Annotated in this window: 11 protein-coding genes; 5 read left to right on the top strand and 6 right to left on the bottom strand. The window is 60.4% G+C overall.

What is annotated here, in order from left to right:
* Positions 1 to 20: 20 nt before the first annotated feature.
* From ACCC96_RS10165 to ACCC96_RS10175, 3 genes are all read left to right on the top strand, one after another.
* On the top strand, positions 21 to 1931 hold the full coding sequence (locus tag ACCC96_RS10165; RefSeq protein ID WP_413695726.1) for an ATP-binding cassette domain-containing protein: 1911 nt from the start codon (positions 21 to 23) through the stop codon (positions 1929 to 1931).
* The gene (locus tag ACCC96_RS10170; protein WP_018927552.1) at positions 1931 to 2521 is read left to right on the top strand and encodes a mechanosensitive ion channel family protein; all 591 of its coding nucleotides are present in this window, start codon (positions 1931 to 1933) and stop codon (positions 2519 to 2521) included. The genes ACCC96_RS10165 and ACCC96_RS10170 overlap by 1 nt, the downstream gene beginning before the upstream one ends.
* A 117-nt stretch (positions 2522 to 2638) precedes the next feature.
* Entirely contained in the window at positions 2639 to 3271 is a 633-nt protein-coding gene (locus tag ACCC96_RS10175; RefSeq protein WP_019580514.1) for a LysE family transporter, read from the top strand.
* A 233-nt stretch (positions 3272 to 3504) separates the two neighbouring features.
* Here the strand turns inward: ACCC96_RS10175 and ACCC96_RS10180 are convergent, their stop codons facing one another.
* From ACCC96_RS10180 to ACCC96_RS10200, 5 genes are all read right to left on the bottom strand, one after another.
* On the bottom strand, positions 3505 to 4248 hold the full coding sequence (locus tag ACCC96_RS10180) for a hypothetical protein (protein WP_019650133.1): 744 nt from the start codon (positions 4246 to 4248) through the stop codon (positions 3505 to 3507).
* A 3-nt stretch (positions 4249 to 4251) separates the two neighbouring features.
* Positions 4252 to 4839, bottom strand: coding sequence for a penicillin-binding protein activator LpoB (gene lpoB, locus ACCC96_RS10185; protein ID WP_007941608.1), 588 nt, complete (start codon positions 4837 to 4839; stop codon positions 4252 to 4254).
* 39 nt (positions 4840 to 4878) lie between these two features.
* Positions 4879 to 5250 carry a YcfL family protein gene (locus ACCC96_RS10190; protein WP_018927555.1) on the bottom strand — a complete coding sequence of 124 codons (372 nt, stop codon included), beginning with the start codon at positions 5248 to 5250 and terminating at the stop codon, positions 4879 to 4881.
* Between the two features lie 15 nt (positions 5251 to 5265).
* Positions 5266 to 6660 (bottom strand): COG3014 family protein, encoded by a 1395-nt coding sequence (locus ACCC96_RS10195; protein WP_413695727.1) that lies wholly within the window; start codon positions 6658 to 6660, stop codon positions 5266 to 5268.
* Positions 6661 to 6867: 207 nt separating this feature from the next.
* A complete protein-coding gene (locus ACCC96_RS10200; protein WP_018927557.1) occupies positions 6868 to 8268 on the bottom strand; it encodes a COG3014 family protein in 1401 nt (466 codons plus the stop codon).
* Positions 8269 to 8420: 152 nt separating this feature from the next.
* On the opposite strand from ACCC96_RS10200, the gene ACCC96_RS10205 reads away from it, so the two are divergent.
* Together ACCC96_RS10205 and ACCC96_RS10210 are read left to right on the top strand one after the other, a co-directional pair.
* A complete protein-coding gene (locus tag ACCC96_RS10205; RefSeq protein WP_258671582.1) occupies positions 8421 to 10319 on the top strand; it encodes an FTR1 family protein in 1899 nt (632 codons plus the stop codon).
* 106 nt (positions 10320 to 10425) lie between these two features.
* On the top strand, positions 10426 to 10881 hold the full coding sequence (locus ACCC96_RS10210) for a YaiI/YqxD family protein (RefSeq protein ID WP_019580518.1): 456 nt from the start codon (positions 10426 to 10428) through the stop codon (positions 10879 to 10881).
* Between the two features lie 115 nt (positions 10882 to 10996).
* Here the strand turns inward: ACCC96_RS10210 and elbB are convergent, their stop codons facing one another.
* Positions 10997 to 11665 carry an isoprenoid biosynthesis glyoxalase ElbB gene (gene elbB, locus ACCC96_RS10215; protein ID WP_413695728.1) on the bottom strand — a complete coding sequence of 223 codons (669 nt, stop codon included), beginning with the start codon at positions 11663 to 11665 and terminating at the stop codon, positions 10997 to 10999.
* Between the last annotated feature and the right edge of the window lie 49 nt (positions 11666 to 11714).

The following is an 11714-nucleotide window of genomic DNA, read 5'->3' on the forward strand; positions in this document are numbered from 1 at the left end:
TGGTAGACTCCGCCGCCATTATGATTCGACTTCAGAACCTGACTTTACAGCGTGGCCCGCAACGTCTGCTAGAAGACGCCGAGCTGACCCTGCACGCCGGCCACAAAGCCGGCCTCATCGGTGCCAACGGCGCCGGCAAATCGAGCCTGTTCGCCTTGCTTCGGGGCGAGCTGCACCCGGACTCGGGTGACTGCTTCCTGCCGGCTGACTGGCGCATCGCCCACATGCGCCAGGAGGTCGACACCCTCGAACGCCTGGCGGTCGACTACGTGCTCGATGGCGACCTGCGCCTGCGCCAGGTGCAACGCGACCTGGCGGCAGCCGAAGCAGCCCATGACGGCGCCGCTCAGGCCCGCCTGCACTCGGAACTCGACAGCGCCGATGGGTACACCGCCGATGCCAGGGCTCGCAAGCTATTGGCGGGCCTTGGGTTCACCAACGAGCAAATGGACCGGCAAGTAGGAGATTTCTCCGGTGGCTGGCGGATGCGTCTGAATCTGGCGCAGGCTTTGATGTGCCCCTCGGACCTGTTGCTGCTCGACGAGCCGACCAACCACTTGGACCTCGACGCCATCATCTGGCTCGAAGAGTGGCTCAAGAGCTATCCCGGCACTTTATTGCTGATTTCCCACGACCGGGACTTCCTCGATGCCGTGGTCGATCACGTAGCTCACGTCGATCAACGCAAGATCACGCTGTATCGCGGTGGTTACACCGCGTTTGAACGCGCCCGCGCGGAGCGTCTGGCTCAGCAACAGCAGGCGTACGAGAAGCAGCAGGCGCAACGTGCGCACATGGAAAGCTACATCGCCCGCTTCAAGGCCCAGGCCACCAAGGCCCGTCAGGCCCAGAGCCGGATCAAGGCGCTGGAGCGGATGGAAGAGCTGTCCGCCGCGCACGTCGATTCGCCGTTCGATTTCGTCTTTCGCGAATCGCAGAAAATCTCCAGCCCGCTGATCGATCTATCGGATGCTCGCCTGGGTTACGGCGAAAAAACCGTGCTGGAGAAGGTCAAGCTGCAACTGACCCCTGGCGCGCGGATCGGTTTGCTCGGCCCCAACGGTGCCGGTAAATCGACCCTGATCAAGAACCTCTCCGGTGAGCTTGAGCCGTTGGCGGGCCGACTGACCCGGGGCGAGAACACCGTGGTCGGCTACTTCGCCCAGCATCAACTGGATTCCCTCGATTCCAAGGCCAGCCCGTTGCTGCACTTGCAGCGCCTGGCGCCAACCGAACGTGAGCAGACCCTGCGTGACTTCCTCGGTGGTTTCGACTTCCGGGGTGCGCGCATCGATGAACCGGTGTTGAATTTCTCCGGTGGCGAAAAAGCGCGACTGGCTCTGGCACTGATCGCCTGGGGCCGGCCGAACCTGTTGTTGCTCGACGAACCGACCAACCACCTGGACCTGGAAATGCGCCTGGCGCTGACCATGGCCTTGCAGGAATTCAGTGGCGCGGTTCTGGTGGTCTCCCACGATCGTCATTTGCTCAAAAGCACCACCGACAATTTCTATCTGGTGGCAGACGGCAAGGTCGAGGAGTTCGACGGCGATCTGGAAGACTACACCCGCTGGCTGGTGGAGTACCGTCAGCGCAACGCGCCGGTCAGCAACACCCCGGTCAACCCGGACAAGACCGACAAGAAAGCCCAGCGCCAGGCCGCCGCCGCGTTGCGCCAGCAACTGGCACCGCACAAGCGCGAGGCCGACAAGCTCGAAGCCGAGTTGGGCAAGCTGCACGAGAAACTGGCGAAGATCGACGCCAGCCTCGGCGACAGCGATATTTACGAGCCGGCACGCAAGAACGAATTGCGTGATCTGCTGGCCGAGCAGGCCCGGCTGAAGGTGCGTGAAGCCGAGCTGGAAGAAGCCTGGATGGAAGCGCTCGAATTGCTCGAAAGCATGCAGGCGGAGCTGGAGGCGCTGTCTTGATGGAGGCCTTCAAGCTGCCGTTGCCGGCGATGTGGGTCGAGCCGCTCTGGCTGGTCGTGCAAATCCTGCTGATCCTGCTGGCCGGCTATGTCGCTCAGCGCGTCGTCGCCAAATGCCTGACTCGCCTGGGCGAGCGCTACCCGTTCCCGCCGCAGTTCTTGATGCCGCTGCGCGGTGGTTTGCGTTGGCTGATCATGGGCAGCGCGCTGATTTTCGTGTTGGAACGCCTTGGGGTGTCGGCCACGGTGCTCTGGACCGCGTTGTCCGGTTTCGTGGCGGTGGCCGCCGTGGCGTTTTTCGCCATGTGGAGCGTGCTGTCCAACCTGTTGTGCGCGATCCTGATCTTCACCGTCGGCCCATTCCGAATCGGCGATGTGGTCGAGCTGGTGGACACCACCGACAAGCCTGGCGTCAAGGGCCGGGTGGTGGCGATCAATCTGCTCTACACAACGCTGATCGAAGCCGAAGAACTCGGTACCGGAAGTGCCATGGTGCAAGTGCCCAACAGCTTGTTCTTCCAGCGCTCGGTTCGACGCTGGCGCGGTACTGATGTATTCCCTTCAAACGGGTCCGAAAAACAGGCTCGATAGGACGCTACCGCCATCAACGCTGGTCGGCAGTCACTCTGTCCTGCAAAAAATCGATAGTCATTGGCCGTAAGGCGCATTAGCGTAGACGTTTGTCACGAGTCTGAGTCGAGGTGTGCGATGCTGCTTCAAACATGGCTGGCATTTTTTGCCGCCTGCTGGGTGATCAGTCTTTCCCCCGGTGCCGGCGCCATTGCGTCGATGTCCAGCGGTCTGCGCTACGGTTTCTGGCGCGGTTACTGGAACGCCCTGGGCCTGCAACTGGGCCTGGCGTTGCAGATTGCGATTGTCGCTGCCGGTGTCGGTGCGATCCTCGCGGCCTCTGCCACTGCCTTTTATGTGATCAAATGGTTCGGCGTAGCCTACCTGGTCTACCTCGCGGTCAAGCAATGGCGCGCGCTGCCCAATGAGATGAACGATGACGCTGCCATTCGGCAGATCGGCAAGCCGATGGCGCTGATGTTCCGCGGTTTTCTGGTGAACGTCAGCAACCCCAAGGCCTTGGTGTTCATGCTCGCGGTGCTGCCGCAATTCATCGATCCCCACGCGCCGCTGGTGGCCCAGTACCTGATCCTCGGCGTGACCATGATCTGTGTCGACCTGATCGTCATGGCCGGCTACACCGGGCTGGCGGCCAAGGTCCTGCGTTTGTTGCGCACGCCCAAGCAGCAGAAGCGCATGAACCGCACTTTTGCCGGTCTGTTCATCGGCGCGGCGGCATTCATGGCGACTTTGCGCAAAGCAGCGACATAAAGCTTCAGGCACAAAAAAAGGCGACCTATCGAGGTCGCCTTTTTCATTTGTGGCGAGGGAGCTTTTGTGGCGAGGGAGCTTGCTCCCGCTCGGCTGCGCAGCAGTCGTAAAACCGGCTGATGCGGTTTGCCGATATGACTGGAGGAATGGTTTTGGGGCCGCTGCGCGGCCCAACGGGAGCAAGCTCCCTCGCCACAGGCAAGCCCCCTCATCGCAGGGTGGCCAGCCAGATATCAGTGCAGAATCACCGGCGCCGTATCCCGCGGCAGGTTATTACGCAACGGTGCCTGACCCGGCTGCTCGTAACCGCCACCACCGAGCTGTTGGCTCAGTTGCGAAGCCACGTCTTCACCCAACGCCTTGGACACGTCACGCACCACCCGTGGGCGGTTCAGGGAAACCCGGATGTCCCGGCCATTCACCAGCTTGGTGTCCTGACCTTCGCCCATCGCCGTGAAGGCCGAGGTGATCTCGAAGGTCTTGGTGTTGATCAGGCTGAAGTCCGCCACCAGCGTCAGCCCCAGCACCGCCGAATAGCTGTCGGTATTGGCCAGCTCGTTCATGTCGCGGGTGAAGTCGATGTCTGACACGGTGCCGAACAGCACATAGTCGGCACCCTTGAAGCTACCGGCCTTGATGCGCTTGATCACGTCATACACGTCGCCTTTGGAAGATGCCGTGTAAGGCGTGCCCTGCACCAGCTGGAACATCCCGGTGCGCAGGATCTCGCCCTTGATGTCGCCGGTGAATTTGCGCAACTCGCCTTGCTCGATGTAGCTGCTGGTGGCTTCGTACTCTTCGTAACTGGATGAACCACTGGCGCCGTAATAGCTCTGGCTATGGTTACTCTGTGCCGAAACAGTGTGGACGTATTGCTCCACACGCTCCTGATACGCCAGATCCGCTACTGCAACTTTCGGGGCCGCTTGCACGCTGAACGCGCAAGCCAGGGCCATCATGCCAATCCATGTGCGCATCGATTAACGCTCCGTGGTTTTGCGGATCTCTTTTTCGTCCATCCACTCGGCCAGACCGCTTTCAACGTCGATCAATTGCAGGCTGAATTTGTAGAAGACGTCCTTGTAGTCGCTGCTGCGCTTGACGATCGAGCTGATCGAACCTTCAAGACGGTATTGGGCGGCAATCATGTTGCCGGTCTTGGCCACGGTGCTCTTCTTGTACAGGCCGCTCTGGTTTTGCAGCTTGAGCTGGTCGACCTGGCTCTGCATTGCGGTGTTGTCGCTGGCGAAACGGGCGACGCCGGACTTCATCAGCTGGGTCTTGATGCTGGTGGTGATTTCGCGGGTATCGATGTACTCGCTGGTCTTGTTCTTCACGTCGTAGACCTGAACCACCGGACGGCCTTGCAGGATTCCGGACTGTGCCAGGGAGCGGGTCATGGATTCGGCGATCATCTGCAGGTCGGTGGAGCCGAACTCGTTGGTCACGGTTTCAACCGCTTTGGTGTCGCCGTAGCTGATGTTTTTGCTGCCCAGCGTCGGTGAAGTGTTGGCGCAACCGCTGGCCAGGAGGGCGATGACGGCGATGAACGAAAAGCGTGCAAACATGGGAATGCTCTCTAGAACTGAACGAATAGGGTGTCGGGCTTAAGGCGTTTTGATTTCGAGACGGAAATCCACGGCTTTGGCGGTTGGCGCAATGGCCTGGATGAAACTGGTCTGCTCGCCGTACATCATCTGGCTTTTCCAGGTTTCCTCTTCGGCAACCGGGAAGCCTTCAGGGCCGAGCCAGGCAAAGCGGTAGTAGAAGGTCTTGTTGTTGTAGCTGGTGTTGCTCAGCTGTGCGTTGACCGTCATGAAGCCGTTTTCCCGCGCCACGCGCATGGCGCCGACCACGATGTTCTTGAGCTTGCCCATGGCCACGACCTTGCTGGCAGCGCTGCCTGGCTCTGGTGGTGGCGGGGTGGCGCAGCCGGCCAGCAAGGCCAGGGCGACAACAGTGATGAGTTTGAAGCGCATGCAAAGACTCCGTTCTTAAGGTTGTTTGAGGCTGGCCACGGTGGTCGGGTTGGCGCTCGGGATCACATGGGCGGCCTGGCCGCTGGCGAATACCTGATTGCCCACGGCGCGCAGGCTGATGACCTGATAGCGCTGATCGACGGTGATCTTGACCACCGAACCACCTGCGGCACTCGGCAGCGAGACGTGATGCTCGCCTTTCTTCAAGCGCAGACGCACCACCTGAGTGGTGTCCGGCAGGGTGCGCCATGTACGGGTATCGGCACCTTCGAGCACAGCTGAAGAGATACCGACCGCCAGACCCGCCAATGGGTTGGTTTCGTTGATCTTCTTCTGCGCCACGCCTTTGGTCACGGCACGGACGGTGGTGCGCAGGATGATGCCCGGCATGTCATCACGCAGCGCGCGGCGGGACATGGCGGTGGTGCTGTTGAGTTGCGTCAGGTTCAGTTGCTGACCGTCTACGCCAATCTGGGCGAAGGGAGCAGTCGAGGTGTCCGGTTTGATGATCGGGAACGACAGCGGTGTGATCACCAACTGGTTGCTGATCGGCAATGGCAACGGAATACGAATCGAGTCGCGGGACGGCGCCAGGCCGCTTTGCACGACGATCAGGATGTCACTGTCCTCGTCCTTGGCGGGCTTGTCCAGATTCACCAGCGCCTGTTCCAGCAACGGCGTGTTCGGGCGCAGCTCGGCGGCCTTGCGATAACCCGGCGCAGCCAGGTCTTTCTCGCCCAGGGCTTCATAGACGAAACCGGCCAGGTAATGGCTGAACGCACTCTGGTAGCTGTTTTTCAGGCTGACCACTTCCGGCGCGTCGAGGCTGGCCACCGGATACCCCTGAAGATCCTTGTATTGGGTTTTGACGCCTTCTTTCTCGGCCTGCTCTTCGCTCTTGAGGTATTCCTTGTCGCGCAGGTCGGCGATCACCGCTTCACGTTCGTGAGTTTTCTTGATCGCGGTGCGCGCGCCGTCGAAGTCATTCACCGCCAGCAGGTTGAGGGCCATCTGCGTGGTCAGCATGACTTTTTCGTAGTCGTAGCCTTCGTAGCGACGGACTTTGTCATTGACCAGGAAGCTGCCGAACTGAGCCAGGTACTTTTCGGTGTCGAGCTTGACTGAGTCTTCCCACTTGCCCACCACCTGATCGGCGCTGCTCCAGGCGTTCTGGCTGCCGGACAAATCGCCCTTGGCGCGCAGCAGTTCACCCTTCTCGAAGTAATAGAGCAGGTCTTTGTCGGCGCCGGTGTTGTTCTTTTCCAACAAGGTCAAGGCGGCGTCGACGTTGCCGGCAGCCAGTTGCTGGTTGGTTTGTGCCAGTTCGGAATCGTAGTTGCGAAAAGCCGAACAGCCGGAGAGCAAGGTGACAGCGCTGAGCGCGATCGAGGTAAGGGCGCGAGAGGCCATAGGGGGTACTTCTTCCCTGAGTATAAGCAGCCGCGCGTGCTGGTCGGGCTGTTGGGACCTATCGGCAGGGAGACTGGCGTCCTGCCAATTCCTCATAAAAAGAGGAGCTTAAATGCCGTATCGTGATAACGACGGCGCGGCATTATAAACAGGGATGCTGGCTATGTAATGGCTTTTTAATTGTATGTTTTCACAACGTGCCATTACTTATTTCTGGCCTGATACCACACTGCTTTCAGGCGCAACGGCAGGTTCGAAAGCCACTCCGTTGCTGTAAATCCGCTCTCCCAGCGCTCGCAGGGTTATGACCTGATGGTTTTGCTCGATGCGGACTTTCAGGGGCGCGGCGCCCGGCGCGTTGGGCAGGCTGATCAGGTGCTCGCCTTTTTTCAGGCGTAGGCGCGCCACCAGGGTGATGTTGGGCAAGGTACGCCAGGTTCGGGTGTCCGCGTGCTCAAAGCCATCGTGCTGCGTCACGTACGAGGCTTTGCTCGGGTCGCGTCGGTTGTCCGTAGCCTGAACAGAAGCGGCCAGGTAGGCGCGATATGCGGTGCGCTGAATGATGCCCGGCATATCGTCGCGCAACGTGCGTAAAGACATGTCGGTGATGCTGTTTACAAGGATCAGTTGCTGTTTGCGACCGTCGATCGTCATCTGCGTGAACGCCGGGGTCGACGTGTCGGGAACCATCACCGGAAACGACACGTTGGCGACGATCACCTGATTGTCTTCCAGCCGCACCGGGTAGGGGACACGAACCGAACTGCGCGCTGGCGCCAGGCCACTTTGCACGATGATCAGCACATCACTTTCATTGGCCTTGGTGGCCGGTTTGTCGAGTTCGCGCAATGCCTGCTCGAAGAAGGGCAGGTCGGGTCGCAACTCGATGGCCTGGCGATAACCCGGGGCGGCAAGATCACGCTCACCCAGCGCTTCATACGTAAACCCGGCCAGGTAGTGACTGAATGCACTCTGATAGCCGTTTTTCAGCGCGATCACGGCGGGCGCATCGAGGGTCATCACGGGGTAGCCCTGGAGATCCTTGTAGTGCACGCGAACGCCCTGGGCCTTGGCTTCTTCTTCAAGTCGCTCGTATTCCTTTTCCCGCTGACGGGCAATCAGAGCTTCACGTTCGTGGGTTTTCTTGATGTCGGCGCGCGCACCGTCGAAGTCATTCACGGCCAACTGGTTCAGGGCCATTTGCGTGGTCAGCATGACTTTTTCGTAGTCGTAGCCATCGTAGCGACGCAGTTTGTCGTTGATGATGCTGCCCCAATGATCGCCCATCGCGGACAAGAGCTGTGTGCCGGCAGACTCGACGGTGTCCTGGCGCTGGATCACCATTTGCTCTGCACTGCGCCAGGTAACCTGGCTTTGCTGCAGCGCCCCACCGGCACTCAGGACTGCACCTTTTTCGAAGTAGTAGAGCAGGTCCCGTTCTTCTGATGGATTGTGCAGCTCCAGCAGTTGGAGAGCGCCCTGCGGATTTCCCGCTTTCAACTGGGCGGTCGTTTGCTCCAGTTCCAGGTCGTAGTTGCGGTAAGCGGCGCAACCAGTCAGTTGCAGGGCAAGGCTTAACAGCAACGAGAAAAACAGGCGTGAATGCATGGACGTTGATTCTTCCCTGAACGAAACCGACGGAGGGTGGCAATTGGCCGCTGAATTTATACGCAGCTAGGCAGGAAATACCAACAAAGCTTGAGCGAAACTCATTGGAAGTGAACAATGTGTTACTTCGTATTTCCATTTGAGATTTATTCATGACTGGCTCCTCTCGTTTTCTGGCGTGGCTCGTGCTGCCGATGATCGCGTTCTGCAGCTTCAATGCGCTGGCCGAAACCGCGGAGGGTGCGCCCAAGGCCTTGCATTTGCTCGATTACATTGCCGCCGATTACCCGACGGCGGTCGAGGGAGGCAAGGTTATTGATGAGGCTGAGTATCTCGAACAGCAGACGTTCCTGGGGGAGCTGCAAGGGTTGATCGCCGATTTGCCGGCCAAACCCGAACGTTCCGAACTGGAGCAGGGCGTCAACGGTCTGCGCACCGCGATCGCCGCTCGCAAGGACGGCGCGGACGTCACCCGTCAGGCGCGGCAACTGGGGGCAAAACTGGCGGTGACCTATGAAGTCAGCCAGGCTCCGGTCATTACCCCGGACCCGACCCGCGGCGCGCCGCTGTATGCCCAGCAATGCTCGGTGTGCCATGGCGATACGGGCATCGGTGACGGCCCGGCAGGTGTCGGCATGACGCCACCGCCGACCAATCTGCGCGATGCCGCGCGTCTGGACCGCCTGAGCCTCTACGCGCTTTACAACACGCTGGGTATGGGCGTCGAAGGTACTGACATGCCGGCCTTCGCCGATCAGCTGGATGATCGTCAGCGTTGGGACCTGGCGACCTACATCGCCGGCTTCAGCGCCGATCCGGCCGCGGCAAAATCCGAAAAAACCTACAACATCGCCGACCTGGCGCGTCAGACGCCAGCCGAAGTGCAGGCCGTCGAAGGTCCGCAAGCGGCCGCGACCTTCCGCGCGCAACGAGCGCAACCGCCGCAGGTCAAGCGTGGCCCGGGGCAATTGCTTGAATACACGGCGGCCACGCTGGACAAGAGTATTGCCGCCTATCGCGCCGGGCAGCACGATCAGGCCTACGACCTGTCGGTTGCGGCGTACCTGGAAGGCTTCGAACTGGTCGAAAGCTCCCTCGACAACGTCGACGCCAACGTGCGCAAAGACACTGAAAAGTCTCTGATGGCTTACCGTCAGTCGTTGCAGGACGGCTTGCCGGTGGCCCAGGTGGAGCAACGTCTGGAAGTGGCCAAGGCCAAGCTGAAAGAATCCGCTGGCCTGCTCGGTAGCGATGGCTTGAGCTGGTCGCTGAGCTACATCTCCGGTCTGTTGATTCTGTTGCGAGAAGGTCTGGAAGCCATTCTGGTGCTTGCGGCGGTCCTCGCGTTCCTGCGCAATACCGGCCAGCAATCGGCGGTGCGCAGCGTCAACATCGGTTGGGGCCTGGCGCTGTTGGCCGGGCTGGCGACCTGGGCGGTGGCGGCGTATGTGATTGACGTCAGCGGGGCCCAGCGTGAGCTGCTGGAAGGGGCCACTGCGCTGTTTGCCAGTGTCATGGTGCTCTGGCTCGGTGTATGGATGCACGACCGTCGCCACGCAGCGGCCTGGCAGGATTACATCAAGAGCAGCCTGGTGAGCGGCGGTGGGCGCTTCGGGTTTGCGATCCTGGCGTTCTTCTCGGTGTACCGCGAACTGTTCGAAGTGATCCTGTTTTACGAAACCTTGTGGTTGCAGGCGGGGCCTGCAGGGCATAACGCCGTAATGGCTGGCGGCGCGACGGCGCTGGTTATGCTGGTCGGTCTGGCCTGGGTGATTCTGCGCGGCTCGGCAAAGCTGCCGCTGGCACTGTTCTTCGGCATCAATGCCGGATTGCTGTGCGCGTTGTCGGTGGTGTTTGCCGGCCATGGCGTGAAGGCGTTGCAGGAAGCCGGGGTCTTCGGCACGCGTCCGGTACCGTTCTTTGACTTCGACTGGTTGGGGATCCACGCTGATGCGTATTCGCTGAGTGCCCAGGCTGTGGCGATCATTGCGATCATCGTGCTGTACAGTCGCAGCCGGATGGCCGAGAAGCGGCAGTTGCCGGCTTCTTAAAAGCATTCGCTGCGCTCATATTCGCGGGCAAGCCCGCTCCCACAGGTTCAGCGCTAACCTTGTGGGAGCGGGCTTGCCCGCGATGCTTTTCAATAGAGGAAATCCAATGCGCGTATGGATCGATGCTGACGCCTGCCCTCGGGCAGCCAAGGATTTAGTGGTGAAGTTCGCCCTCAAGCGCCAGTTCGAAGTGGTACTGGTGGCCGGTCAGCCGCAGATCAAGCCGGGCCTTGCGCTGGTGAAACTGATCGTGGTGCCCAGCGGCCCGGATGCCGCCGACGATTACCTGGTGGAACACGCGGTGCCAGGGGAGTTGGTGATTTGCAGCGATGTGCCGCTGGCGGATCGGCTGGTGAAGAACGGTGTTGCTGCGCTGGATCCGCGAGGCAAGGAGTTCGATGCGCAGAACATGGGCGATCGACTGGCGGTGCGTAACCTGTTCACCGACTTGCGCGAGCAGGGGCAGATGAGCGGCGGACCGGCGCCGTTCGGCGATCGCGAGAAACAGGCGTTCGCCAATGCGCTGGATCGGATACTGACCCGGTTGTCGCGTAAAGCCTGAAAAGATCGCAGCCTGCGGCAGCTCCTACAGCGTTTTGCATTGACCCGAAAACTGCGTCGGTCCCGGTCCCTGTAGGTGTTGGCGAAGCCTGCGATCTTTTGATCTTGCCTCTCTTTTACGCGTCGTTTTCGTGGGTCAGTTCCAGTACGCGGTCGACCAATTTGTTGATGCCGGAAGCGGCTTCGCTGATCGATTGCGCGAGCATGTACGCCGGCGTGCTCACCAGCTTGCGCGCCTTGTCTTCGACGATGTCGGTCACTGCGCACTCGGCGTGGGTGGCGCCCATCTTGTTCATCGCGGCGGCGGTATCGGCATCGTTGCCGATGGTGCAGGTCACGCCCGGGCCGTAGATTTTTGCCGCCAGGGCCGGCGAGATGCAGATCAGCCCCACCGGTTTGCCAGCCTCGGCGAACGCTTCGGTCAACGCCAGGACGTCAGGTTGAACGCTGCAGCCGGCGCCTTCGACGGCAAAGTTCGACAGGTTCTTGGCCGCCCCGAAACCACCGGGAACGATCAGCGCATCGAAATCTTCGACGTCCGCTTCACGGATATCCTTGATGTTGCCCCGGGCGATACGCGCCGATTCCACCAGCACGTTGCGCGATTCGGGCATTTCTTCGCCAGTCAGGTGGTTGATCACATGCAACTGCGCGATGTTGGGTGCGAAGCACTGCACCTGGGCACCGCGCTGGTCCAGCCGCAGCAGGGTGATCACGCTTTCGTGGATCTCGGCGCCGTCGTACACGCCACAGCCGGAAAGGATCACTGCAATTTTTTTGCTCATGGGCTTTTCTCCAGATTCATGGCGTTAAATGTCCACTAATTTGTCACTC

This window comes from Pseudomonas sp. Pseusp11, assembly GCF_047304405.1.
Classification (GTDB): domain Bacteria; phylum Pseudomonadota; class Gammaproteobacteria; order Pseudomonadales; family Pseudomonadaceae; genus Aquipseudomonas.

Bases quoted from the DNA above. Each gene is read 5' to 3' on its own strand.
- ACCC96_RS10165 (WP_413695726.1), top strand. From the start codon at position 21: ATGATTCGACTTCAGAACCTGACTTTACAGCGTGGCCCGCAACGTCTG.
- ACCC96_RS10170 (WP_018927552.1), top strand. From the start codon at position 1,931: ATGGAGGCCTTCAAGCTGCCGTTGCCGGCGATGTGGGTCGAGCCGCTC.
- ACCC96_RS10175 (WP_019580514.1), top strand. From the start codon at position 2,639: ATGCTGCTTCAAACATGGCTGGCATTTTTTGCCGCCTGCTGGGTGATC.
- ACCC96_RS10180 (WP_019650133.1), bottom strand. From the start codon at position 4,248: ATGCGCACATGGATTGGCATGATGGCCCTGGCTTGCGCGTTCAGCGTG.
- lpoB (WP_007941608.1), bottom strand. From the start codon at position 4,839: ATGTTTGCACGCTTTTCGTTCATCGCCGTCATCGCCCTCCTGGCCAGC.
- ACCC96_RS10190 (WP_018927555.1), bottom strand. From the start codon at position 5,250: ATGCGCTTCAAACTCATCACTGTTGTCGCCCTGGCCTTGCTGGCCGGC.
- ACCC96_RS10195 (WP_413695727.1), bottom strand. From the start codon at position 6,660: ATGGCCTCTCGCGCCCTTACCTCGATCGCGCTCAGCGCTGTCACCTTG.
- ACCC96_RS10200 (WP_018927557.1), bottom strand. From the start codon at position 8,268: ATGCATTCACGCCTGTTTTTCTCGTTGCTGTTAAGCCTTGCCCTGCAA.
- ACCC96_RS10205 (WP_258671582.1), top strand. From the start codon at position 8,421: ATGACTGGCTCCTCTCGTTTTCTGGCGTGGCTCGTGCTGCCGATGATC.
- ACCC96_RS10210 (WP_019580518.1), top strand. From the start codon at position 10,426: ATGCGCGTATGGATCGATGCTGACGCCTGCCCTCGGGCAGCCAAGGAT.
- elbB (WP_413695728.1), bottom strand. From the start codon at position 11,665: ATGAGCAAAAAAATTGCAGTGATCCTTTCCGGCTGTGGCGTGTACGAC.